At 71.8% G+C, this 23,360-nt stretch carries 23 protein-coding genes; 22 read left to right on the top strand and 1 reads right to left on the bottom strand.

Annotated elements, in window-relative coordinates; translation table 11 throughout:
- The first annotated feature begins 13 nt into the window (after positions 1–13).
- The 16 genes from ACIP63_RS24600 (at position 14) to ACIP63_RS24525 (ending at position 16,811) form a co-directional block, all read left to right on the top strand.
- Positions 14–1,636 (top strand): PfaD family polyunsaturated fatty acid/polyketide biosynthesis protein, encoded by a 1,623-nt coding sequence (locus tag ACIP63_RS24600; RefSeq protein WP_401519270.1) that lies wholly within the window; start codon positions 14–16, stop codon positions 1,634–1,636.
- On the top strand, positions 1,633–3,480 hold the full coding sequence (locus ACIP63_RS24595) for an acyl-CoA dehydrogenase family protein (protein WP_401519269.1): 1,848 nt from the start codon (positions 1,633–1,635) through the stop codon (positions 3,478–3,480). Before ACIP63_RS24600 ends, ACIP63_RS24595 begins: the two co-directional genes overlap by 4 nt.
- Positions 3,477–5,234: an acyl-CoA dehydrogenase family protein gene (locus tag ACIP63_RS24590; protein ID WP_401519266.1), complete on the top strand. Its 1,758-nt coding sequence runs from the start codon at positions 3,477–3,479 to the stop codon at positions 5,232–5,234. The genes ACIP63_RS24595 and ACIP63_RS24590 overlap by 4 nt, the downstream gene beginning before the upstream one ends.
- A gap of 22 nt (positions 5,235–5,256) precedes the next feature.
- A complete protein-coding gene (locus ACIP63_RS24585; RefSeq protein WP_401519264.1) occupies positions 5,257–6,027 on the top strand; it encodes a 4'-phosphopantetheinyl transferase family protein in 771 nt (256 codons plus the stop codon).
- A 156-nt stretch (positions 6,028–6,183) separates the two neighbouring features.
- On the top strand, positions 6,184–6,885 hold the full coding sequence (locus ACIP63_RS24580; RefSeq protein WP_401519262.1) for an RNA polymerase sigma factor: 702 nt from the start codon (positions 6,184–6,186) through the stop codon (positions 6,883–6,885).
- Between the two features lie 5 nt (positions 6,886–6,890).
- Entirely contained in the window at positions 6,891–7,301 is a 411-nt protein-coding gene (locus tag ACIP63_RS24575; RefSeq protein WP_401519260.1) for an acyl carrier protein, read from the top strand.
- Positions 7,294–7,734, top strand: coding sequence for a hypothetical protein (locus tag ACIP63_RS24570; RefSeq protein WP_401519257.1), 441 nt, complete (start codon positions 7,294–7,296; stop codon positions 7,732–7,734). Before ACIP63_RS24575 ends, ACIP63_RS24570 begins: the two co-directional genes overlap by 8 nt.
- Positions 7,731–9,143, top strand: coding sequence for an aldehyde dehydrogenase family protein (locus ACIP63_RS24565; RefSeq protein WP_401519254.1), 1,413 nt, complete (start codon positions 7,731–7,733; stop codon positions 9,141–9,143). The genes ACIP63_RS24570 and ACIP63_RS24565 overlap by 4 nt, the downstream gene beginning before the upstream one ends.
- A gap of 9 nt (positions 9,144–9,152) precedes the next feature.
- Positions 9,153–9,632, top strand: a complete 480-nt coding sequence (locus tag ACIP63_RS24560) for a DUF4188 domain-containing protein (protein WP_393765976.1) — start codon at positions 9,153–9,155, stop codon at positions 9,630–9,632.
- A gap of 7 nt (positions 9,633–9,639) precedes the next feature.
- Entirely contained in the window at positions 9,640–10,719 is a 1,080-nt protein-coding gene (locus ACIP63_RS24555) for a LuxR C-terminal-related transcriptional regulator (protein WP_401519252.1), read from the top strand.
- Positions 10,720–10,830: 111 nt separating this feature from the next.
- A complete protein-coding gene (locus tag ACIP63_RS24550) occupies positions 10,831–11,322 on the top strand; it encodes a cobalamin B12-binding domain-containing protein (RefSeq protein ID WP_393765974.1) in 492 nt (163 codons plus the stop codon).
- Complete coding sequence (locus ACIP63_RS24545; RefSeq protein WP_401519250.1) at positions 11,322–12,581, top strand: methylaspartate mutase; 1,260 nt, start codon at positions 11,322–11,324, stop codon at positions 12,579–12,581. The genes ACIP63_RS24550 and ACIP63_RS24545 overlap by 1 nt, the downstream gene beginning before the upstream one ends.
- A complete protein-coding gene (locus ACIP63_RS24540) occupies positions 12,578–13,621 on the top strand; it encodes a transporter substrate-binding domain-containing protein (protein ID WP_401519247.1) in 1,044 nt (347 codons plus the stop codon). The genes ACIP63_RS24545 and ACIP63_RS24540 overlap by 4 nt, the downstream gene beginning before the upstream one ends.
- 30 nt (positions 13,622–13,651) lie before the next feature.
- Positions 13,652–14,710, top strand: a complete 1,059-nt coding sequence (locus ACIP63_RS24535; RefSeq protein WP_401519245.1) for an aspartate-semialdehyde dehydrogenase — start codon at positions 13,652–13,654, stop codon at positions 14,708–14,710.
- On the top strand, positions 14,707–15,801 hold the full coding sequence (locus ACIP63_RS24530) for an aspartate kinase (RefSeq protein ID WP_401519242.1): 1,095 nt from the start codon (positions 14,707–14,709) through the stop codon (positions 15,799–15,801). The genes ACIP63_RS24535 and ACIP63_RS24530 overlap by 4 nt, the downstream gene beginning before the upstream one ends.
- Positions 15,798–16,811: a TauD/TfdA family dioxygenase gene (locus tag ACIP63_RS24525; RefSeq protein ID WP_401519239.1), complete on the top strand. Its 1,014-nt coding sequence runs from the start codon at positions 15,798–15,800 to the stop codon at positions 16,809–16,811. Before ACIP63_RS24530 ends, ACIP63_RS24525 begins: the two co-directional genes overlap by 4 nt.
- 162 nt (positions 16,812–16,973) lie before the next feature.
- On the opposite strand, the gene ACIP63_RS24520 is transcribed toward ACIP63_RS24525, so the two are convergent.
- Complete coding sequence (locus ACIP63_RS24520; protein WP_401519237.1) at positions 16,974–17,180, bottom strand: hypothetical protein; 207 nt, start codon at positions 17,178–17,180, stop codon at positions 16,974–16,976.
- 163 nt (positions 17,181–17,343) lie between these two features.
- Here ACIP63_RS24520 and ACIP63_RS24515 point away from each other — a divergent pair, with 163 nt between their 5' ends.
- The 6 genes from ACIP63_RS24515 to ACIP63_RS24490 all read left to right on the top strand — a co-directional run bounded on the left by ACIP63_RS24515 (position 17,344) and on the right by ACIP63_RS24490 (position 23,255).
- Positions 17,344–18,357 carry a hypothetical protein gene (locus ACIP63_RS24515; protein ID WP_401519234.1) on the top strand — a complete coding sequence of 338 codons (1,014 nt, stop codon included), beginning with the start codon at positions 17,344–17,346 and terminating at the stop codon, positions 18,355–18,357.
- A gap of 106 nt (positions 18,358–18,463) precedes the next feature.
- A complete protein-coding gene (locus tag ACIP63_RS24510; RefSeq protein WP_401519230.1) occupies positions 18,464–19,360 on the top strand; it encodes a LysR family transcriptional regulator in 897 nt (298 codons plus the stop codon).
- Between the two features lie 229 nt (positions 19,361–19,589).
- Positions 19,590–20,591 carry a TIGR03842 family LLM class F420-dependent oxidoreductase gene (locus ACIP63_RS24505; protein ID WP_401519227.1) on the top strand — a complete coding sequence of 334 codons (1,002 nt, stop codon included), beginning with the start codon at positions 19,590–19,592 and terminating at the stop codon, positions 20,589–20,591.
- Positions 20,592–20,690: 99 nt separating this feature from the next.
- On the top strand, positions 20,691–20,933 hold the full coding sequence (locus ACIP63_RS24500; RefSeq protein ID WP_393765965.1) for a DUF6411 family protein: 243 nt from the start codon (positions 20,691–20,693) through the stop codon (positions 20,931–20,933).
- A 454-nt stretch (positions 20,934–21,387) separates the two neighbouring features.
- Positions 21,388–22,614 (top strand): globin domain-containing protein, encoded by a 1,227-nt coding sequence (locus ACIP63_RS24495; protein WP_401519223.1) that lies wholly within the window; start codon positions 21,388–21,390, stop codon positions 22,612–22,614.
- On the top strand, positions 22,611–23,255 hold the full coding sequence (locus ACIP63_RS24490; protein WP_401519222.1) for a pyridoxamine 5'-phosphate oxidase family protein: 645 nt from the start codon (positions 22,611–22,613) through the stop codon (positions 23,253–23,255). The genes ACIP63_RS24495 and ACIP63_RS24490 overlap by 4 nt, the downstream gene beginning before the upstream one ends.
- Positions 23,256–23,360 lie beyond the last annotated feature (105 nt).

Here is a 23,360-nt window from a genome sequence, read left to right as displayed (position 1 = left end):
CAGGAGACGCAGCATGACCACCGATCAGCACCGGCCGCGGTGGGCCGGGCCGGGAGACCCGGCCACCGGCGACACCGGGGTCTACGAGACCCTGATGCGCCTCGACGAACCCGTCTACATCGTGCGCGGGCCGTACGGGCTGGGCGCGGCCGCCGGCGGGACGCTCACCGGCGACGGCCCCCACGAGGTGGTCGCCTCGGTGCCCCCGCTCGGCCCCGAACGGCTCGGCAGCGCCGCGTTCCTCGCCGCGCACGGCCTCCAGCAGGCCTACATGAGCGGCGCCATGGCCAACGGCATCGCCTCCGCCGACCTCGTCGTCGCGATGGCACGCGCGGGATTCCTCGGCTCGTACGGAGCGGCCGGACTGCTCCCCGAGGCGGTGGAGAAGGCACTGATCCGGTTCCGCGACGAGATCCCCGGCCTCGGCTACGCCTGCAACCTCATCCACAGCCCGAGCGAGGACCGTCTCGAGCGGACCTCCGTCGATCTCTTCCTGAAGTACGGCGTGCCCTGCGTGGAGGCGTCCGCCTTCCTCAAGCTGACGCCCCACCTCGTCCGTTACCGGCTCGCGGGTCTGCGGGCCAGCGGGCCGGACGGGGTCATCGCCTCCAACCGGGTCATCGCCAAGATCTCCCGCACCGAGACCGCCGAACTCTTCATGCGTCCCGCCCCCGAGGCCATGGTGCGCGGGCTGCTCGCGGACGGTCTCATCACCGAGGAGCAGGCCCGTCTCGCGCCCCGGGTGCCGCTCGCCGACGACATCACCGTCGAGGCGGACTCCGGGGGCCACACCGACCGCCGGCCGCTGCCCGCCCTGCTGCCCGTCATCATGCGGCAGCGCGACGCGATCATGCAGGAGGCCGGCTACGCCGAGCGCATCCGCATCGGGGCCGCCGGCGGCATCGGGACCCCGGACGCGGCGGCCGCCGCGTTCGCGATGGGCGCCGACTACATCGTGACCGGTTCCGTGAACCAGTCCTGCGTGGAGGCGGGCACCTCGCCGCGCGTCAAGGAGATGCTCGCCCAGGCCGGCATCGCCGACTTCGACATGGCCCCCGCCGCCGACATGTTCGAGATGGGCGTCGAGCTCCAGGTCCTCAAGCGCGGCACGTTCTTCCCCATGCGCGCCAAGCAGCTGTACGACCTCTACCGCACGTACGACGGCATCGAGGCCCTTCCCCAGGACGTACGGACCCGCGTCGAGCAGCAGATCTTCCGCCGGCCGCTGGACAGCGTCTGGGAGGAGACCGCCGAGTACTTCGCCCGTCGCGACCCCGGCCAGCTCGAACGGGCCGAGGGACACCCCAAGAGGCGGGCCGCGCTCGTCTTCCGCTGGTACCTGGGCATGGCGTCCCGCTGGGCGAAGACCGGCGAGGCCGACCGGGCGGTCGACTACCAGATCTGGTGCGGGCCGGCCATGGGCAGCTTCAACTCATGGGTGCGCGGGACCTACCTGGCGGCGCCCGAGCACCGGGGGGTCGCCGACGTGGGGCGGCAGATCATGAAGGGCGCCGCCTTCCACCAGCGGCTCGCCATGCTGAGAGCGGCAGGCGTCGCCTTCCCCGCCGGCATCGCCACCCGGCCGTCGCCGGAGGACTCCGCGCCCCGCGACTCCTCCGTCGGGGTGGGGCAGTGACCCTCATCGACGCGCCGGCCCCGGCCGCCGTGCCCGCCCACGCGGCGCCCCCGGCCGGGGCCTTCGCCCCGGCGGAGCGCCTCGACCGGCTGCTCGGCGACCCCTGGTCGCAGGAGAACCCGTACGGCTTCGCGGCAGGCGTGGCCCGGGACGCCGCCGAGGAGTACCCGCACGAGGCCGAGGCCCGCCTCCGCGCGGAGGACTTCCACCTGTGCCACCTCCCCGGCACGCTCGGCGGGACCCTCCGCTCCTTCGAGGACACCCAGATCCTCGTCCGTGTCGCCGCCCGGCGCGACGTCAACGTCATGCCCGCCACCATGTTCAGCATCTCGGCGGTCATGACCGTGCTCGCCGCCGGGACGGAAGCCCAGCACCGGACCGTCGCCGACTGGCTGCGCGAGGGCCGCACGATCGCCTTCGGGTTCTCCGAGGAGCGGGCCGGCAGCGATGTGCTCGCGAACAGCTGCGCGCTGACCCCCGAAGGACTGCTCAACGGTACGAAGTGGCTCGTCGGCCGGGGGAGTTCGGCCGACGCGGCGGTGATCGTGGCGCGTACGGCGGAGCGCGGCGCGGGCGCCTTCACCGCCGTACTGCTGGGACCGGAGGAGCTGTCCGCCCCCCAGGTGAGGCGGCACGCGCCGCAGCGCACCACCGGGATGCGCGGCATCGACTTCGCCGACCTGGAGTTCGACGGGCTGCCCGTGCCGCCCGAGGCCGTCGTCGGTGACGTCGGCAGCGGTCTGGCGGGCGCGCTGCGCGCCCAGCAGATCGTCCGGATGATGAGCACGGCAGGGTGTCTCGCCACCGCCGACACGGCGCTGCGCACGGCACTGCGGTTCGCGGCCGGGCACCGCACCGGCACAGAACGCGTCGCGGACACCCCCTACGGGTCCCGTGAACTCGCCCTGGCCGCCGCCGGACTGATCGCCACCGACCTCACGGTGCTGACCGCCGCACGCCAGGCGCACGTCGCGCCCGGAACGTTCGGCCTGGCGTCCGCCGTCGTCAAGGACGTCGCCGTCCGGCTCACCGCCGACTGCGTCACCCGCTCCCACGCCCTGATCGGTGCCCGGGCGGTCCTGCGGGCCGGCCCCGGCGCCGTACTCGACAAAGCGGTGCGCGACAACGCCATGGTCGCGGTCATCGACACCAGCGTGCTCGGCAACCTGCGCGCCCTGGCGATGCACCTCCCCGGGTACGCGCCGGCCTTCCCGGAGGACCGGGAGGCACCCACCGTGCTGGAGGAGTCCGCGCGGGAGCGGCTGCGCGCGGTCTTCGCCCTGGGCGACCCCACGTCGCTGCCCGTACTGGACCCCGCCGCACTGGACCTGGGGGTGCGTCCCAAGGACGACGTCCTGCTCGGATTCGCCGCGTACGCCCCCGCGATCGGCGAGGCGCTGAGCGGCCGGGGCGAGGACCGGGCGGCCGCACTGGTCGCCGGGGTGCGGTCGGCGCTCGCCACGGTGCTCCGCGAGGCGGCCGCCGCCCAGCGTGACCGTGCCCGGTCGGCGAAGGTCTCCCCGGAGACCCTGGACCTCGCCGGCCGGCTGTCGCTGCTCCGCGCGGCGGCCACCGCCGCCCTGGCCTGGTGGTACCACCGCGACGGGGACGGCCTCTACGGCGCGGGCCCCGGCGACACCTCCTGGCTGGTCCCCGTACTCGCGCTGCTGACCACCCTCGCCGACGGCCGTGACCCGCGCACCGCGCCGTACCGGGATCTCGCCCCGGCCGGACGCCTGGTCACCGCACTCGACGCGTCACAGCGCCTGTTCACCGCGCTGCCGGTCCGGCTGAGCGACACACCGACGAAGAGCGACAGGAACGAGGAGGACGAGGAGCGATGACCGATCTGCCGGCCCTCATGGCCGACCTGGAACGCCACATGGGCGACCCCTTCGACGAGGACGGGCCCCTCTCCTTCGGCCGCGTCCTCGAACTGGACGAGGGGGAGACGTACCCCGACGAGTTCGTCGACCTGCTCGCCTCCTGGGGGCTGTACGACTGGAGCATCCCCGCCGAGAGCGGCGGCCGGGCCGTCGACATCCAGGACGGCTTCAACCTCTACCGGCTGGTCGCCCGCCGCGACCCGACCACCGCGACCGCCATGGTCATCAGCACCATCAGCTACATGCCGCTGTGGGTCGCCGGCACCCCGGAGCAGCGCCGCTACTTCGCCGACCTGATCAAGAGCGGATCGAAGCTGGCCTGGGGCCTCTCGGAGCGGGAGCACGGCAGCGACATCCTCGCCAACGCGACCACCGCCCGGAGGACCGAGGGCGGCTGGGTGCTCGACGGCGAGAAGTGGACCATCGGCAACGCCACCGTCGCCGACGTCGTGATGGTCTTCGCCCGTACGTCGGAGAAGGGCGGCCCCGGCGGGTACTCCGTCTTCGCCGTCGAGAAGGGGCGGCTCGAGGAAGGACAGTGCGAGCCCCTGCCGCACGAGCCGCTGCACGGCCTGCGCGGCCTGGACATGAGCGGGGTCCGGCTGCGCGACTGCTTCGTGCCCGACTCCGCGGTGGTGGGGCGGCCCGGCCAGGGCCTGGAAGTCGCCCTGAAGAGCAGCCATCTGGTCCGCATAGCCATCACCAGCATCGCCATGAGCTGCGCGGACACCGCACTGCGCGCCACCCTCGACTTCGCGACCCGGCGGATGATCTTCGGCGGGCCGGTCTCCGAGGTGCCGTACTCCCAGCGCCAGCTCGTGGAGAGCTACGCCGACCTCCTCGTCGCCGACGCGCTGACCACCGGTGCGATACGCAGCCTCCAGCTGACGCCGGAACAGTCGAGCATCTGGTCCTCGGTGGTGAAGTACTTCGTCCCCACCCTGCTCCAGGAGACACTGGCCAGGCTCGCCATCGTGCTCGGCGCCCGCCACTACCTCCGGACCCACCCCCGGTACGGCATCTTCCAGAAGGCCGTGCGGGACTGCGCGGTCGCCGACTTCGCCGACGGCAACACCGTCGTCAACCTCAAGAACATCGCCCTCCAGCTCGGGAACCTCCTGGACACGGCGGTCACCCAGGACCCGGAGAAGGTGGCGGGCGCAGTGGAGCGGACCCGCGCGCTCTTCGACCCGGCCCACCCCATGAAGCCCTACCGCCCCGCCGAACAGCAGCTGTTCAGCCGCGGCGTCGACGACCCGGTGCTCGCGCTCCGGTCGGCCGTCGACGACCTGCACCAGGCCGCGGCCGCCGCCGCCGGGACCGACGCCGCACGCCTGGCCGCCGCGGCCGACGCCGCGGGGGCCGTCGCCGACGAGCTGGACCGCATCGCCGCGGAGCACCGCAAGCTCTTCTCCGGCCTCGGCAAGGCCGCCGGCCAGTCCGCCGAACTGTACGACCTGGCCAAGCAGTACACGTACGTCTCGGCGGCCGCGGCCGTCGTCCACCTCCACCTGCACGGCCACGACAGCGTCCATCCGGCACTGCGCTCCCCGGCGGTCCTGCTCGTCTGCCTGGAGCGGCTGCTCAAGCGGTTCCACCCCACGGTGAGCGTGGCCGGGCCCCAGGAGATCAGCGAGGTCTCGGACGCACTGACCGCCGCGCACCGTGAGGGCCGCCTCTTCTCGTTCCGGCCCTTTTCCGTCAACTGGTGAATCAAGGAAGGAGACCGAGCCCATGGACAGCACGGCACCGTTCGCCGACCCGCTCGCCGACACGGCCGAGGTCTGGCTGCTGGCGGAGGAGGACGTGGACCGGTTCGCCGAGGCGACGGGCGGCGCCGCGTTGCTGACGGACGAGGAACGGGCCCGGCACGACCGGCTCCTGTTCCCGGCGGCCCGCCGCCGCTTCCTCGGCGCACGTCTCCTCTCCCGTCAGGTCCTGTCCCGCTACGCCGACGTGGCCCCCGACTCCTGGCGGTTCAGGACCGGCACCTACGGGCGCCCCGAGGTCGAGGGGTGCGCCTGGGGGCTGGATTTCAACATCACCCACACCAACGGTCTGATCGCGGCCATAGTGGTCCGCGGCCGGACCGCCGGCGTCGACGCCGAGGTCACCCCCGCCAGGCCCGAGGCGATGCAGTTCGCGCCGAAGGTCTTCACCCCGCTGGAGAACGAGGTCCTCCGCCGTAACCGGGAGGGCCAGCGGGGCCGCGCCTTCGCCGACTCCTGGGTGGCCAAGGAGGCGTACACGAAGGCCACCGGCATGGGCATGTGCCGGGGTTTCGACGCCTTCTCCGTCCACCGGCTCAGGGACGGGAGCCTGGCGGTCGTCGACGAGGACATCCCCGAGAAGGACCGGGACCTGTGGCAGGTCCAGGTCCTCCAGATCTGGGACCGGTACGCGCTGGGCGTCGCCATCCGGGCCGACCGGAGCGACGCGGGCCCGCTGCCGGTCAGGCTGCGCTCGGCGATCCCCGACCTCCTGCCGGAGCAGGCGGTCCGATGACCGGGCCGGCCCGGAACCACCGCTGTCCACCTGTGGCCGGTCCCCTACCTGACGTCGTATCCGCTTGCCCCGCCCACCCCCCAGCGGATTGCATGGTCGTACTCCCGTTGACGGCGTTCGAAAACCTTGCCCCCACCCCTCACGAAGGGAATTCCCATGCCCCGTAAAGCGAACGCGGAACTGCTGGCGGGGTGCGCACGTGGAGAACAGGCATCCTGGGACGCCATGGTGGAACGATTCGGCAGACTTGTCTGGTCCGTCGTCCGGAGTCATCGGATGAGCGATGCCGACGCCGAGGACGTACGACAGCTCACCTGGCTCCGGCTCGTGCAGAACGTCGAGCGGATCCGGGACCCGGAACGCGTCGGTGACTGGCTCGCCACCGTCGCGCGCCGGGAATCCCTCAAGGTCCTCTCGCGCAGGAACCGACTCGTCATGGTCGGTGACAGCGAGACCCTCGACGGACTCTCCGGTCACAGCGAGAGCCCCGAACAGATCACGCTGCGCGCCCAGCGCAGGGAGGACGCCCAGCGGGCCATCGACACCCTCTCCGAGCAGTGCCGCGGCGTGCTGATGCTGGCCCTCGCGGACCCGCCGGCCTCGTACGACGAGATCTCCACCGCGCTGGCCATGTCGGTCGGCTCCGTCGGCCCCATCCGCACCCGCTGCCTGCGCCGACTCCGCCGCGCGCTGGCCGCCGCGGACGCCGGCGAACGCGTCCCCGCGGCGGCGGGGCACTCCCGCTGCCCCCTCGTATCGCTACATGCGGACCTGTCCGGTCCGCGGCACCGGAAGGCTCTGGTGGGGGGAGGCCCCGAAGCGAGGGCCGCACAGGCCGGGCCGGCCGGACAGGAGTGACGCGCATGTCCCACTACGACGTGAACGAACTGGTGCGGTCGATCGTCATCGACACGCTGGGAATTCCCACGGACCTGTACAGCACGGATCTGGTCTTCTCCGCCGATCTGGGTCTCGAATCCCTGGATCTGCTCGACATATTCTTCCGCATCGAATGCACCGCACCGGTCATTCTCTCCGTCGAGAAATGCGGGGAGTACCTCCAGGGAGCGGTTCCCGACACGGAGTTCTGCGACGCCCGGGGAATCATCAGCGGGCGCGGGATGGCGCAGCTGAGCACCGTCATGCCGCAGCTCGACACCGTCCGCTGGGAAGGGAAGCTCACCCTCGACCGCATGCTCGCGGAGATGTCCGTCGGCAACCTCATCTCCATGGTCGAGAACCTCCTCGCCGAAGGGCAGGCCGCCCATGCCTGACACGGCGGACCCGGCGGCCGGGCGCGGCGCCCACCCGCCCGTCCGGGCCGACAGCGTCCTCAGGGTGGGCAGCTACGGCGTCGACACCAACGCCGTCGAGCGGCTGGTCGCCTGGCACGGACCGGGCGCCCTCCAGATCTCGTCCGGCGGCGGCTCCGTCGTCGGCTGGGCGTTGCGTCAGGCCGCCCTGCGCGCCCTCGCCGCGCCGCCGCGGATCGCCTCCCGGTGGAACGACATCCTCCTCCGCGGCACCGAGGAAGGCCCCTGGACCCTGGCCTTCCGGGGCGAACTCGCCCGGTTCGCCGCACTCGTCCTGCACGGGGACATCTCCTTGTCGGTGACCTCCGGCCCCGGCCGGATCACCGCCCACGCCGTCCTCACCCGTGCCGGCACCCCCCGACCCTCCTCCCGAGAATCCGAGGTACCCAGGTGAGCACCGTCACCGAAGCCGCCCTGCTGACGAGCCGCGAGATCATCACCGGCGACGAGCTGGGCAGCGTCCCGCTCGCCACCTCCGGCGCCGTCCTCTCGGCGGCCCGCCGGGCGGCCGCGGCCGCGCCGCGGTGGGCCGCGACGCCGGCCGCCGAACGGGCCGCGATCCTGAACCGCGCAGCCGACCTGCTGCTCGAACGCGCCCAGGAGGCCCAGGACCTGCTGGTCAGGGAAGGCGGATCCATCACGGGCAAGGCCTTCTACGAGGTGCACGCCGGCGCGGCGGAGCTGCGCCACGCCGCCGAACTCGCCACCGCGCCCCGCACGCCGCACGGCCCCGGCTCCGACCCGGGCCGGGAGACCGAGGTGCGGCGCGTACCGCTGGGCGTCGTCGGCGTGATCGTGCCCTGGAACTTCCCGGTGCTGCTGGGCATGCGCTCGGTCGCCCCCGCCCTCGCGCTGGGCAACACCGTCCTCCTCAAGCCCGACCCGCACACCCCGCTGAGCGGCGGCCGGCTCTTCGCGGAGGTGCTGGCCGCGGCCGGGCTGCCCGAGGGTGTCCTGGAGGTGGTGTACGGCGACACGGACGCGGGCGCCGCACTCGTCCGGTCGCCGGACGTCGCGATGGTCTCGTTCACCGGATCCACCGAGGTGGGCCGCGAGATCGGTGCCACCGCGGGACGGCTGCTCAAGCGCGTGGTCCTCGAACTGGGCGGGCAGAACGCCTACGTCGTCCTGCCCGACGCCGACATCGAGGCCGCCGCCTCCGCCGGCTCCTGGGGATCGTTCCTGCACCAGGGGCAGATCTGCATGGCCGCCCGGCGCCACCTGGTCCACCAGGACGTGGTGGAGAGCTACACCGAGGCGCTGGCCCGCCGCGCCGCGGCGCTGCGCATCGGCGACCCGTACCGTACGGACGCCCAGATCGGCCCGGTCATCGACCGGGGCCAGCTCACCCGGATCGCCACCGCGGTCGAGGACGCCGTCGCGCAGGGGGCCCGCCTCGTCACCGGCGGCCGTGTGCAGGGGCAGTTCTTCCCGCCGACCGTGCTGGCCGACGTGACGCCGAAGATGTCCGTCTTCCACGCCGAGGTGTTCGGCCCCGTGGCCACGGTGACCTCCTTCGCCGACGAGGAGGAGGCCGTGGAACTCGCCAACACCTCCGACTACGGTCTCACCGCCGCCGTCTACACCTCGGACGCCGACCGGGGCCGTGCCCTGGCCTCCAGGCTGCGCTGCGGTGTCGTCCACGTCGGCGACCAGACGGTCAACCACGACCCCCACCTGCCGTTCGGCGGGGTCGGCGCCTCGGGCAACGCGTCCGGGTTCGGCGGACAGGCGGCGATCGACGCCTTCACCCGCTGGCACACCCTCACCGTCAGCAGCCCGGCGCGCTCCTACCCCTTCTGAGAGGAAACCATGGATCTCAAGGTCGTCACCGAACCGCGCATCGCCTCGGCACCCGAGGGCACGGTGGTGCTGCTGATCGGCACCCGGATCAACAAGTTCTGGATGGTGCACCGCTGGGTGCCCGTCATCGCCTCGATGATCCCGATGCTGATCGAGCTGAAGAAGAACAAGGACCACGGGTTCCTCTACTCGCGCGCCTGGTTCAACCGGACCGTGATCATGCTCCAGTACTGGCGCAGCATGGACGATCTGATGCGCTACTCGCACAACACCAGTGGCAAGCACCGCTCGATGTGGGCCTGGTTCAACCGAGCGGTGCGCAACGACGGCGCCGTCGGCATCTTCCACGAGGCCTACATCGTCGACCCGGCGCGCATGCACACCGTGTACCGGAACATACCCGTGTTCGGGATCGCCGCCGCCACGGAGTCCGTCCCGCAGCGGGTGCGTCCCCCCGTGCCCGGCGCCGCCGGCGCCGAGAAGGCCTGACACCGCCGTGCGCCAGGGGCAGGAGCCGGTACGCGCCGGCCAGGACGTGAGCGTCTCCGGCCCCGGGGCGCGTGCCACCGTCCCCGTACACGACACCCTCATGGCCGACGAGCCGCTCACCGACGAGGACATCAGCGTCTACCGACAGCTCCTGGAGGTCTCACCGGACGCGGACGAGGCCGCGGCCCAACTCGGTCTCACAGCCGACCGGTTCGCCGGGTCCGTCCGAAGGCTGACGGCCCGGCAGCTGCTGCGCCCCGACGGACCGCACCGCCTCGAGGCCCTCTCCCCGGGGCTCGCGGCGGTCGCACTGACCACCTCCTCCCAGACGCGGGTGCGTGAACTCCTGCGGCGGATCGACACCACACACCGCGAACTCGGGCCGCTCGGGCCCCTGTACGAGCGGCAGGTGCGCCGTGGCCTCGAAGGCGGCGCGACCGAACTGCTCACCGACGGGGAGGCCGTACGCCACCGGCTCGCCGAACTCTCCGCACAGGTACGGCACAGCGTGCTCACGGCACACCCCACCATGGGCAGCCCGGAGACGCTGCGCGCCGCCAGGGAGCTCGACCAGGACCTCCTGGACCGGGGTGTGCGCTACCGCACCGTCGTACCGCACACCGCCCGCCGGCAGCGCGAGGCACTGCACCACATGACGCTCCTCAACGGCCTCGGCGCCGAGGTGCGTTCCGCCGCGGTGATCCCCGGGCGGCTCATCATCCTCGACGACGACACCGCGGTCGTGCCCACGGCGACGGGCGGCGCGGCCGTGCTCCGCGACCCCACCGTGGTCACCTTCCTCACCGTGATCTTCGACCACATCTGGGAGCACGCCCGGCCGGTGGGCACCGGCGGTGCGGACAACGAGGTCTTCGAGGACGTCGAACTGGCCGTCCTGCGCCACCTGGAGCGCGGCAGATCCGACGACTTCATCGCCCGCAAACTGGGGATCTCGACCCGCACCATGCGCCGCTACCTCGCCGGACTCTGCGAGAAGCTCCAGGTCGAGACCCGCTTCCAACTCGGCCTCGCGGCCGCGCGGCTGGGTCTTCTCAGCGACGCCCGGCCCCAGGACGACGGCGGATAGGAATTCCTGATCGGCCGCATCGGGAAACCCCGTCGAGGCGGCTGGACCGGGCCGCGGAGCGGGGCGGATAGTTTCCACGACCGCTCGCTCACATACCCCCGGGGGGACAGCATGAACGGCACGGCCTTCGCCGGGCGTCGCCTACGCGTCGTCGTCTCCGGCCTGTCCTCCGACGCCCACCTGTGGAACCTCGTGCACCTCCAGCTGTTCCTGGAGGACCGGGGGCACGAGGTGGCGAACCTGGGCAACACGACGCCCGACGCGACGATCGTCGAGGCCTGCCGCACCGGCCGCCCCGACCTCCTCGTCATCAGTACGGTCAACGGCCACGGACGCACGGACGGGCTCCGCCTCATCCGTACCCTCCGCGCAGTGCCGTCACTCGCCGCCCTGCCCGCCGTCATCGGCGGCAAGCTGGGCATCGACGGCCGCGACCACGCCGACGCCGACGCGCGGCTGCGGGCCGCCGGATACGACGGGGTCTTCGACGACGCCGCCGAGGGAGGACCCGAATCCGGCCTGGTCCGCTTCGAGGCGTTCCTCGGCCGTCTGGCGGCCGGCCATTCCCGTGGGCGGCCCGACGCAGGGGCCGGAGCCGCCTGATGACGGCCACCGACCGGTTCACCGCCTTCGTGGACCGCGCGCACGCCGCGGGCCGTCTCGTCGTCCAGCCGCGCATGGGCTTCGGCGAACTCCGTCGCATGCGCGCCGGCCTGGCCGCCGTACGGGAGGCGGACGCCACCACCGTGGGCACCGTCACCCTGGACAGCTACACCCGGTGTCTCGACGACGGGGCCGCGCGTCGCGCGCTGCGGGACGACCCCGCCGGACTCAACGGCTTCCCCCTCCTCGCCCACGGCGTCCCGGCGGTACGGGCTCTCCTCCAGGACTGCTCGTCGGCCGCCTTCCCCGTGCAGATCCGTCACGGCACGCCCCGGCCCCTGCGGCTCTTCCGCGCGATGGCCGAGGCCGGGGCGGACGCCACGGAGGGCGGCCCGGTCTCGTACTGCCTGCCCTACGGCCGGGTGCCGCTGGCGCGGGCGGTCGCCGAGTGGAGCGCGGGCTGCGAACTGCTCGCCGCACAGCCCGTGCCCCCGCACATCGAGACCTTCGGCGGCTGCATGCTGGGTCAGCTGTGCCCGCCGTCGCTCCTGGTCGCGCTCGCGGTGCTGGAGGCCATGTTCTTCCAGGAACACGGCCTGCGCGGCATCTCCCTCAGCTACGCGCAGCAGATCCACCAGGGGCAGGACCTGGAGGCACTGGCGGCGCTGCGGAGGCTCGCCGGCGAGCGGCTGTCCACCACCCACCACGTCGTGCTCTACACCTTCATGGGTGTCTTCCCGCGCACCGAGGACGGCAGCCGCCGTCTCCTCGCCGAGAGCGCCCGCCTCGCCGTCCACGGCGGCGCCGAACGCCTGGTCGTCAAGACCCCGGCCGAGGCGCACCGCATACCCACCGTCGAGGAGAACGTGGCGGCACTCGAGTACGCGGCCTCCGTGGCCGCCACCACCTCGGACGGCGCCGACGGCCCCCGTGCCACCTCCTCGGGCCTCTACGAGGAGGCCCGCACCCTGGTCGACGCCGCCCTGGAGACCGGCCGCACGATCGGCGACTGCCTGGTCAGGGCCTTCGCCCGGGGTGTGCTCGACGTGCCCTACTGCCTCCACCCCGACAACGCGAACCGCGCACGCGCCACGATCGACACACGGTCCATGCTCGGCTGGAGCCGGGCCGGCGGCATGCCCGTGGCGGCCGGGGGAGCGGCGCCGGTCACCGCGCACCACCTGACCGAGCTGCTCACCTTCAACCGTCGGCGCTTCGACAGCGACGCCCGACGCCACCCGCTGAGGAGCGCCTCATGACCCGCCCCGTCCCGGCTCCGAGGCTGCGCGCCACGGGCCGTTCCCTCTCCCGCCCTCCGGCCCCGCACCCGCCGTCCCGCACGGCGGCCACCCCCGGGCCGCCCGACGGCGGGCCCTCCGGATCCCGCCGGACCGCGACGGCCACGCTGCGTGCCGCCCGCGCGCGGGGAGCCCTGCGGGCAGCCGTCTCGCAGGGCATCCACGGACTCTCCCGGTGCACGCCGGAGGGGCGCTGGACGGGACTCGACACCGACATCGCACGCGCCGTCGCGGCGGCGGCCCTCGGCGACCCCGAAGCCGTCGACTGGCGCCCCGTCACGGCCGGTGACCGGCTGACGGCGCTCGAAGCGGGGCACGCCGACCTGACGACGTGCAACCTGACCTGGACCATGGGCCGGGAGGCCACCCGCCGGGTGCTCTTCGCCGGAGTCACCTGCTACGACGGCGAGGGGTTCCTCGTCCCGGCGGACTCGGACGTCACCGGGCCCGAGGACCTCGCCGGCCGGCGCCTGGCCGTCCACAAGGGCTGCACCACCACGTTCAACCTGGACGCCTGGTACGGCCCGCGGGGCCTGGAGGTCGAGCCCGTCCCCTTCGACGACCCGGCCGACGCCCTCGCCGCGTACGCCGCCGGCGACTGCGCGGCCTACGTCCTGGACCGCACGGCGCTCGCCGGTGCCAGATCCCGGCTGCCCCGGCCGCGGGACCACCACATCCTGCCGGTCTCCATCTCCCGCGAGCCGATGGCCGCCGCGGTCCACGAGACCGACCCGCAGTGGTTCCGCCTGGTCCGCTGGGTGCTCCAGCTCCTGCTGGCGGCCGAGTACGAGAGCCCCGGGGCCGCGGCCCGGCACGCGGGACCTCACGGCCCGGCCGTCGGCCTCGACGAACGATGGGCCGACCGGGTCCTGTCGGCGGTCGGCACGTACGCCGACGTCTACGAGCGCAACCTCGGCGCCGCCTCCGGCCTCGACGTGCCCCGTGGACTCAACCACCTGTGGACGTCGGGCGGGCTGCACTATCCCGTGCCCCTCCACTGACCCGCCCCTCGCCCAGAACGGAGAAGTCTCATGACTCTCGTCACCGACCCCGCCGCCCCTCGTATCGCTGTCATCGGTGCCACCGGAGCCGTGGGCAGCACCCTCATCGAGCTTCTCGAGGAACGGGATCTGCACTACCGCGAGTTGTACCTGGTCGCCTCGGCCCGCAGCGTCGGCCGCCAGATCCCGGTCGGCGGACGGCAGCACGAGGTGCTCTCCCTGGAGGACTTCGACTTCGGTCTCGTCGACCTCGCCTTCTTCTCCGCCGGGACGTCCGTCAGCAGAGCCTGGGTGCCGGCCGCCGTAGCCAAGGGCGCCCTGGTCATCGACAACACCCGCGCCTACCGGATGGACCCCGACACCCCCCTCGTCGTGCCACAGGTCAACCACGCCGTCCTGGACCGGCCTCCGGGGAGCGGCATCATCGCCAACCCCAACTGCTCGACCATCCCCCTGGTCCGGGTACTCCAGCCGGTCGAGCGGCGCTGGGGGATCCGGCAGGTCGTCGTCAGCACCTACCAGGCCGCGTCGGGGCAGGGGCACCAGGGCATCGAGGAACTGCTGGAAGGCGCCGAGGTGGCCCTGCGCGATCCGGACGCCGACCTGCCGTCCGAGCGGTTCAGTCCGCCGCTGGCGTTCAACGTGGTTCCCTTCATCGACGAGCTCCAGGACAGCGGATTCACGCTGGAGGAGCAGAAGATGGTCCAGGAGTCCCGGAAGATCCTGGGCCTGCCCGGCCTCGAGGTCACCGCGACCTGTGTCCGCGTGCCGGTCGTCAACTCCCACTCCGAAGCGGTCTGGGTGGAGACGGACGAGCCGGTGGACCGCCGCGAGCTGGTCGGGCTGCTCGGCCGCCAGAGCGAGGTCACCGTGCACGACGCCGAGAACCGCTCGGCCTTCCCCACCCCGCTCAACGCCGGCCACCCCGATCATGTGCACGTCGGCCGGGTGCGGGTGTCGCCCCAGAACCCGCGCGGCTTCTGGCTCTGGCTCGTCTCCGACAACCTGCGCGTGGGAGCGGCCCTCAACGCGGTCCAGATCGCCGAGTACGCCCTCGGCCGCGGCTTCCTGTCGGGAGGAGAGCGGTGAACACGCCGGTGGTACTGAAGTTCGGCGGCTCCACCTTCCGCACCCCCGACGCCTACCACGAGCTCGCCGCCGGACTCGACGAGCGTATCCGCCGCGAGGGCCGGCCCATGGCCGTCGTGGTGAGTGCGATGCAGGGGGAGACCGAAGGGCTGCGCGACCGGCTGCACGAGGTCAACGTCCATGCCGGGCCGGAGACCGCCGCCGGCCTGCTGACCACGGCCGACCTGGTCAGCGCCCATCTCCTGGCCACCGCCCTGCACCGCAGAGGACGCGGCGCCACGGTCCTCGCGGGACACCAGCTGGGACTGACCACCAACGCCTCGTTCCTCTGGGCCCGGGTGACCGGGATCGATCCGGGCCCGCTGCGCCGGGCCCTCTCGGAGTACGAGGTCGTGGTGGTGCCCGGGGGCCAGGCGGTGGACGCAGAGGGGCGCCCGACCTGGCTGGGCAAGAACAGCTCCGACCTGTCGGCGCTGGCGGTCGCCCGCGCCGTCGGGAGCCGCTCGTGCGAGATCCACTCCGACGTCGACGGGATCTACACCTCCGACCCCCATCTGATCACCGGGGCCAGGATGCTCCGGGAGGTCTCGTACAACATGGCGGCCCTGATGTCGCTGTACGGGGCGAAGGTGCTGCACCGCCGCGCCGTACAGCTGGCGCTGCGGCACCGGATCGAGATCGTCCTGCGTCTCAACCGCGCCCCCTTCACGGCCGGTACGACGATCAGCGGGGCGGGCACCCAGGCGGCGGCCGTGGTCTTCAACCAGCGGTCCGTGGTGCTCGACTACCCCGACGAGGCGCGCGCCGACGCCGCGCACCAGGCCTTCCACCTCGAAGGGCTCGACGCCGTGCGGCTCAACCGCCGTCCGTCGGTGGCGGTCGTCGGGGGATACGCCGACACGGAGGGCATCCAGCACCGGCACGGGGTGGCGCCCGGGAGGGTGGCGGGAGTGCCCGTGGCGGAGATGCGGGGGAGCAAGGTCACCACGCACGTGGCCGACGGCAGCGCCGAAGCGCTGCACCTGGCCCAGCAGTTGCACGACGGGCTGGACTTCCCGGCCCCGCGGGCCGGCATACGAGTGGGGGTATGAGCGACATGAGTGAGTCCACCATGACCTTTGCGGACCTGGTGCTGCCCGATGCCGTACGGGAGGCGCTCGGCCGGCAGCTGGCGGACCTGCCCGATCCCGCACACGACATCGACGCGACGACGGCGCGCTGCCATCAGATCTTCGCGGGGCTGCCCCTCGGACTCCTGCGCACCGTCCTGGACTTCGGCAGGCACATCGACACCCCGGGTGTCGCACTGGTGCGCAACCTCCCCGTCGACGCGGAGACGGGACCCACCCCGCTCGACGGTGGCCCGGGCCGGGGCAAGAGCGGATTCGTCAGCGAGGGCGTGCTGCTGGGCCTGACCGGCCTGCTGGGCGAGGCGCTCGGCGTGCTCACGGAGAAGGGCGGCCGCCTGGTCCACGACGTCGTCCCGGTGGCCGGCGGCGCCCGGACCCAGACCAACCAGAGTTCAGCGGTCTTCCTGAACTTCCACAGCGACATCACCTATGACGCCACGGGCCGTTACGACGTCGCCAACCCGGACTTCCTCGTGCTCAACTGCCTGCGGGGCGACCCCTCGGGAGCGGCGGTCACCTACTACGCGGACGCCCGCGACCTCTGCCGCCGGCTGGACGGCGACGCGCTGGAGCTCCTGCGCCGTCCGCTCTTCCGGCTCAACGCGCCGGGCAGTTACACACGCAGCGCCGCGGGCGGCGCGGAGGTCCTGTCCGACCCGGTGCCCGTGATCAGCGGCACCGGGCCGTACCCGGAGATCGCCGTGTCGGCGAACGGTGTGCGCGCCCTAGGCCGGGAGGCCGAGGCCGCCTTCGAGCACCTCCAGGAGGTCGCCCGGGAGGTGGCGCACGCTGTGCGGCTGGAGCCGGGCCAGGCCCTGCTCATCAACAACCGCAAGGGCATCCACGCCCGTTCGCCCTTCGAGGCCCGCCACGACGGATCGGACCGGTGGCTCCAGCGGACCTATGTGCGGCGGAGCCTCTGGGACATCCGGTACCGGGTGACCCCCGAGGACCGCCGCGTGCACTTCTGAATCCCACCTGCCGTACTCGTCCCGCACCCCCCCGGGTGCCGCGGGCGCTACGGGGTCCGGCGCGGCCAGTGCAGCGTTCCGGAGTCAACCCGGAGTGTTTCGAGAACGGTCGCGGAAAGTTTCCTCTGGAACACGGTTGCTCCTCGGTATTTCAGCGCGGATTCAGGAAAGGGAAGAGAGGGTGGCGGTGGTTCTGGAACCGGTCGGCGGCGCGGGCGGGACGACGTCCCACTTGTCGTCGGCGACGATTATCCGGCCGGACGTTTCGTCCGTTCCGGTGCTCGTGGACGTCATCTCGACGGAGTGAAACATTCCGATTGCCAGTGCGGTTGTGGCGATGCCATGAGTCAGGAAAGTGCGAGCCTTCATGTCGAGTCCCCCCAGTGAGTCTCATTCGTTTGCGGCGCCGTTCGGGCCGCAGTGGAAATCTGTCAGTTCCGGAGATCCAGATCGAGTGCCGCGGGGTGTCCTATGATGGAGCGGCAGCAAGTGGATAGCGACATATCGGGCATTCGATGGGGGTTGGTGGCCGATGGACGAGCATCACGAGTTGGACGAAGTGGCCGTCGCGACTTATGAGTTCGCGTTGCGGACCGGTTCCTTCGCGGACGAGGACGTCGCCGGCCATCTCGGCGTCGACGTCCGCCTGGTCACCCAGGCGCGCAAGACCCTGCAGGACATGAGGCTGCTGGCCTCGGCGGGGAGCGGTCGCGCGGTCGTGGCGCTCGACCCCGAGATCGCCGAGGCGGAGCTGGTCACGCCTCTGGAGCTGTCGATCGCCCAGCGCCGCCGGGAGATCTCCAGCATCCATCAGCAGTTGCGCGTCCTGTCCTCGATGTACCGCGCGCGGGCCCAGCCCGTGGCCGAGGACGTGCCGATCCGCGTCCTCGACGACTTCGAGGACGTCCGGCGCGAGATCGACCTGGCACGAAGACGTTGCACGGACGAGCGCATCACCCTTCAACCCGGTGGGGGCCGCAGCGCGGAACTGCTCGACCAGGATCTCCTCCAGACGCTGGAGATGCGGGAGCGCGGCATCCGCATCAGGACCCTCTACCAGCACACCGCACACGCCAGCCTCGCCACCCGTGCCTACGTACGCCAGATATGCGAGGCGGGCGCCGAGGTCCGCACCGCCGAGGAACTGTCCGAGCGGCTGATCATCTACGACCGCAAGGTCGCCTTCATCCCCAAGGAACGTACGGGCAAGGAGCCGCCCGGCGCGGCGCTCGTCACCGACCCCACGATCGTCGCCTACCTGTACCGCTCCTTCGAGTCCGTGTGGCAGGGGAGCCAGACCTTCGACATCGGCGGGACCTCCGAGTATCACCATGCCGAGGACCTGCGGATATCGGTCGTCCGTCTGATGGCCATGGGCCTCAAGGACGAAGTGATCGCCCGCCGACTGGGAATGTCCACCCGCACATGCCGCCGTCATATTTCCGGAATCATGGGGGAGGTGGGAGCGACGAGTCGCTTCCAGGCGGGCATCCTGCTCGCGAAGCAAGGACTGGATCAGGGCGACGAAAGCGTGACCGTTTCCTGACGGCGTCTGTCCTCGATGAGACAGCTGGTTGTTCTGGCCCACCCCTCCCATGGGCTGATTTTCTTGTGTTCGCCACGTTCGGCGAAAACCGGACCTCGGAGGGGACATGGATATTCGGCAGTTGGCGACGTTTCACAAGGTGGGGACGCTGCTCAGTTTCACTCGTGCGGCAGCTGAACTGAAGTATGCGCAATCCAGCCTGACCGCCCACGTCAAGAGCCTTGAGGAATCGCTGGAGGTGAGCCTTTTCGACCGGCTCGGCGGCCGGATCGAGCTCACCGACGCCGGGCGGCGGCTCCTGCCCTACGCCGAGCAGATGCTCACGCTCGCCGGTGAGGCGCGGGGCGCCGCCCTGGGCTCCGACGAGCCCACGGGTGCGCTCACCGTCGGCTCGATGGAGAGCATCACCTCCTACCGCATGCCGATGCTGCTGGAGTTCTTCCACCACCGTCACCCCGCCCTCCAGATCATCCTCCGTCCCAGCCTCTGTGCCGAGACCTGCCATGCCCTGCGCCAGGGCCTGTTCGACCTGGGCTTCCTCATGGAGGCCGAGACCCGGCACCCGGGCGTCCAGACGGAGGTCCTCGGCTCCGAACCCCTCACGCTCGTCGCCTCCCCGGGGCACCCCCTGGCGCAGGCGGAGAAGGTGACGACCGAGGCTCTCCGCGGCGTCCAGGTCCTCTCCGCCGAAGCGGGCTGCGCGTACAGGGAGCTCTTCGAGGCGGAACTCAACGACGGAACCGGCGAGTCGCTGCCCTTCCTGGAGTTCGGCACGATCGAGTCCATCAAGCGAGGGGTGTCCGCCGGACTCGGCGTCAGCCTTCTCCCCACGGCCACGGTCGCCGACGCCCTGGGGGCCGGGACCCTGGTCTCCCTGCCCTGGGCGATCCCCTTCACGGTGTACACCCAGATCGCCTGGCGTCGGGGCAAGACCCTCACGCGCGAGATGCGGGTCTTCATCGACCAGACGATGCGGTTCCTCACCGAGGAGTACGCCCAGTAGGCGGCCCCTTCCTCCGCGACTCGCCCGAGCGGTGGTCGTCGTACGAGGTTCGGCACGGCCCGATGTGGAAAGCTCTACCGGAGCACGTCGCTCACGGACGCGCCCGCGGAGCCGCTCCGGCGTGCCCCGGGACACCTGAGGACCGTGGCTCGGAGCCTTCCCGAGCGCAGCCGGTCCCGGCCTCCACATCCCCGCGCTCGCTGCCGGCACCGGACCAGGAGTATCTGCCATGGATTTCGGACTCGTCCTCCAGACCGATCCGCCCGCCTCGGCCGTCGTCGGACTCATGCGCCGCGCGGAGCGGAACGGGTTCCGCTACGGCTGGACCTTCGACTCGGCGGTGCTCTGGCAGGAGCCCTTCGTCATCTACAGCCGGATCCTGGAGCACACCGAGCGGATGGTCGTCGGGCCGATGGTGACGAACCCGGGGACCCGCACCTGGGAGGTCACCGCCTCCACCTTCGCCACGCTCAACGAGATGTACGGCAACCGGACCGTCTGCGGCATCGGGCGCGGCGACTCCGCGATGCGGGTGGCCGGCCGCAAGCCCGGCACGCTGGCCCGGCTCGGTGAGGCGATCGAGGTCATCCGCGATCTCGCCGAGGGGCGCGAGGCGACCGTCGACGGACGGCCGGTACGGATCCCGTGGGTCAAGGACGGCAAGCTGCCCGTCTGGATGGGTGCGTACGGGCCCAAGGCCCTCGCGCTCGCAGGGGAGAAGGCCGACGGGTTCATCCTCCAGCTGGCCGATCCCTACCTCACCGAATGGATGATCAAGGCGGTACGCGACGCGGCCGCCTCGGCCGGCCGCGACCCGGACTCCGTCACCATCTGCGTCGCCGCGCCCGCCTACGTGAGCGAGGATCTGGATCACGCGCGCGAGCAGTGCCGCTGGTTCGGCGGCATGGTCGGCAACCACGTGGCCGACCTCGTCTCCCGGTACGGGGAGCACTCCGGCCTCGTACCCGAGGCCCTCACGGCGTACATCGCGGGACGCTCCGGATACGACTACAGCCACCACGGCCGCACCGGGAACCCGGACACGGCCTTCGTCCCCGACGAGATCGTGGACCGGTTCTGCCTCCTGGGACCCGCCGAGGCACATATCGAGAAGCTCCAGGTCCTGCGCGACCTCGGCGTCGACCAGTTCGCCGTCTACGACATGCACGACGCGCGGGAGGCGACCATCGACGCCTACGGTTCGACGGTGATCCCCGCGCTGTCCGCCTGACGCGCGGGTCACGGGAACGGGCGGACGGGCCGGGCGGCCGGCGCATGCCCCCGCATCCGCGGGGCAAGCGGAAGGGACACCCGAAGCAAGGAGCCCTTCATGATGATTGTCGGCATTGTCGCTGTATGTATCGTTCTGGCCGTCCTTGCCTTCTTCGTGCCCCGACTCTCGCGGCACCCCGAGCGCGGCACCCAGCGCACCCTGGGAGCCGGATCACGCGCCGGCGGCAAGGCTCCCGGCGTCCTGGGCCGGATCTTCAGCAAGCCCTTCCGCAGCAGCTCCAAGGCTGTGGGCCGCAGCGGTTCCGCCGGCCGGAACGCCCGGGGCCGCATGCCTTTCTGAGGCCGCGCACCGGAGCCGGGCCCCGGTGAGGGAGGCTCCCGTCAAGCCGTTCGTCGGAGCGTCCAGGCCGACTTCCGCCTCGACTGTTAGCCATGGCAAACAATTGACATGAGGCAAGGGACGCGCATCTACTGATCATCCGCGACGGCCACCGATGAGTGGCCTTCCTCCCCGCATCCGTACGGGGTGGGTCCTCCGGAGCGCGTGCCCGTCTCGTGATCTAGGGTGGGCGGGCCTTCGAGCTCCCGCTCCCCCCACCGACGCTCGCGGCTCCGCTCGCCACACGCGGGCGGCGCACGTGCGTGAACCCATCCGATTGCGATCTGCCCTTGATAAGACACAACGGCCTCCGGCCAGGCCGATGAAGATTCCCCGGCCGACGTTCCGCACGCCGCCCTCCCCCAGACGCCCGGAACACGGGCACACCGCCGGCGCCACCCCGGGACATGAGCCCGTGGCGCCACCCGGGCCGGTGGGCCCCGTCGAGACGGCGGCCACTCCGGAGATCCTGACCTCCGACGAGATCAAACTGGTCCGCGCCAGTGTCGAGGTCGTCGGGCCGGTGGCAGGCGAGGTGACGGTCTACTTCTACGCCATTCTGTTCGCCCGCTATCCGCAGGTCAGAGAACTGTTCCCGGCCAACATGGATGTGCAGCGGGACCGGTTGCTGCGCGGCCTGCTGCGCATCGTGGACCTGGTCGACGATCCGGACAACCTGGTGAGTTTCTGTACCCGGCTCGGCCGTGACCATCGCAAATTCGGGGCGCTGCGCGACCACTACCCCGCGGTCGGCGCCTGCCTGCTCGACGCCTTGGCCCGCTACGCCGGGCCCGCCTGGGGCCCGGAGACGGCCGACGCCTGGACCCGCGCCTACACCGCGGCCGCCGATGTGATGGCCCAGGCCGCCGAGAGTGACGCACAGCTGCGACCGGCGGTCTGGCCCGCCGAGATCATCCACCATGTGCCACTGGGTCACGGCATCGCCGAGATCACCGTTCGCCCCCAGGGCCCGTACCCCTACACGGCCGGGCAGTACGTGAGCATGGAGACGCCCTGGCAGCCCCGGGCGTGGCGCTACTACTCGCCCAGCCACGCCCCGCGCGCCGACTCCACCCTCAGCTTCCACGTCCGGGCCGTGGACGGCGGACAGGTCAGTACGGCACTGGTCCACCGGGCCCGAACCGGCGACTTCGTACGCCTGGGGCCCCCGCAGGGCGACATGGTCCTCGACCCCCGCGGGACCCGCGACCTGGTGTGCGTGGCCGGCGGGACCGGCCTCGCGCCCATCCGCGCCCTGGTGGAACAGGCCGCCCGCAACGGATTCCAGCGCAACGTGAACGTGTTCATCGGAGCCCGTACGGGCGAGGAACTCTACGGCCTCGACGACATGCTCAGAAGCGCCCAGCGCCACCACTGGCTCACGGTGCGGGCGGCCGTGTCCCACCAGCGCATCCCCGGACGCGAGGGCATGCTCCCCGATGTGCTGCGCGAGTTCGGCCCCTGGTACCAGCACGAAGCCTTCCTGTCCGGCCCGGTCCCCATGGTGGCGGCCGCCGCGCAGATCCTGCTGGACCACGGAGTGCCCCGGTCCCGCATCCACCACGACCCGCTCGAGGGTGTTCCGGCACTGGAACCCTCCCCGACACCCGTACGACCCGACGAGAGGCGCCAGGCACTGTGAACACCCCGCACCACGACGGCACACCCTCACTCGGGGAACGGCTTCTCCAGCAGCAGATGGGCACCACCGAACGCGCCGACGACTTCTACGCCCGCCAGGTCCACGGGGAACTCACGCCGAGCATGCGCGAGTTCATCGCGCGCCAGCCCATGGTGTTCCTCTCCACGGCGGATGCCCGCGGCAACTGCGACACCAGCTTCCGTGCCGGCCCGCCGGGTTTCGTGCAGGTGCTGGACGAGCACACCCTGACCTACCCCGAGTACCGCGGGAACGGTGTTCTGGCCAGCGCCGGGAACATCACCGAGAACCCCCACATCGGCCTGCTGTTCATGGACTTCAGCGAGCACCACATCGGGCTCCACGTCAACGGCGCCGCCCATCTGCGCGCCGCCACGGAACAGCAGACCCACGACCGGATACCCACCCCCACCGGCGCCGGTCGTACACCGCAGATGTGGATCCACATCACCGTCCACGAGGCGTACATCCACTGTTCCAAGCACATACCCCACCTGCAGGCGGCCCCCCGCGAACGCGACGCCGCCCGCAACCGCCCCAAGGACGCGGTCTACTTCACCGCCCCGCAACCCGGGGCCCCGGCGCCGTACCAGGGCACCCACGGGGCGCCGCCCCGCTGGTAGCGCGCGCGCCGGCCGGGGCGGAGCACGTCGGGGTCGTCGGACGAGCGGGGCGTCACCCTCGTCGTCCCCGATCAGCAGGACGCGTACGCCGGCTCGTCGGCCGCC

The sequence above is a fragment of the Streptomyces sp. NPDC088746 genome (genome assembly GCF_044751065.1).
GTDB lineage: Bacteria > Actinomycetota > Actinomycetes > Streptomycetales > Streptomycetaceae > Streptomyces.
The sequence above is the reverse complement of the archived record's forward strand: the minus strand, read 5'-3'. Positions and strand labels throughout refer to the sequence as shown.

Coding starts and splice junctions, on each gene's coding strand:
- ACIP63_RS24505 (WP_401519227.1), top strand. CDS start 19,590: ATGGATTTCGGACTCGTCCTCCAGACCGATCCGCCCGCCTCGGCCGTC.
- ACIP63_RS24600 (WP_401519270.1), top strand. CDS start 14: ATGACCACCGATCAGCACCGGCCGCGGTGGGCCGGGCCGGGAGACCCG.
- ACIP63_RS24500 (WP_393765965.1), top strand. CDS start 20,691: ATGATGATTGTCGGCATTGTCGCTGTATGTATCGTTCTGGCCGTCCTT.
- ACIP63_RS24520 (WP_401519237.1), bottom strand. CDS start 17,180: ATGAAGGCTCGCACTTTCCTGACTCATGGCATCGCCACAACCGCACTG.
- ACIP63_RS24570 (WP_401519257.1), top strand. CDS start 7,294: ATGCCTGACACGGCGGACCCGGCGGCCGGGCGCGGCGCCCACCCGCCC.
- ACIP63_RS24540 (WP_401519247.1), top strand. CDS start 12,578: ATGACCCGCCCCGTCCCGGCTCCGAGGCTGCGCGCCACGGGCCGTTCC.
- ACIP63_RS24510 (WP_401519230.1), top strand. CDS start 18,464: ATGGATATTCGGCAGTTGGCGACGTTTCACAAGGTGGGGACGCTGCTC.
- ACIP63_RS24580 (WP_401519262.1), top strand. CDS start 6,184: ATGCCCCGTAAAGCGAACGCGGAACTGCTGGCGGGGTGCGCACGTGGA.
- ACIP63_RS24535 (WP_401519245.1), top strand. CDS start 13,652: ATGACTCTCGTCACCGACCCCGCCGCCCCTCGTATCGCTGTCATCGGT.
- ACIP63_RS24585 (WP_401519264.1), top strand. CDS start 5,257: ATGGACAGCACGGCACCGTTCGCCGACCCGCTCGCCGACACGGCCGAG.
- ACIP63_RS24560 (WP_393765976.1), top strand. CDS start 9,153: ATGGATCTCAAGGTCGTCACCGAACCGCGCATCGCCTCGGCACCCGAG.
- ACIP63_RS24545 (WP_401519250.1), top strand. CDS start 11,322: ATGACGGCCACCGACCGGTTCACCGCCTTCGTGGACCGCGCGCACGCC.
- ACIP63_RS24575 (WP_401519260.1), top strand. CDS start 6,891: ATGTCCCACTACGACGTGAACGAACTGGTGCGGTCGATCGTCATCGAC.
- ACIP63_RS24550 (WP_393765974.1), top strand. CDS start 10,831: ATGAACGGCACGGCCTTCGCCGGGCGTCGCCTACGCGTCGTCGTCTCC.
- ACIP63_RS24590 (WP_401519266.1), top strand. CDS start 3,477: ATGACCGATCTGCCGGCCCTCATGGCCGACCTGGAACGCCACATGGGC.
- ACIP63_RS24525 (WP_401519239.1), top strand. CDS start 15,798: ATGAGCGACATGAGTGAGTCCACCATGACCTTTGCGGACCTGGTGCTG.
- ACIP63_RS24515 (WP_401519234.1), top strand. CDS start 17,344: ATGGACGAGCATCACGAGTTGGACGAAGTGGCCGTCGCGACTTATGAG.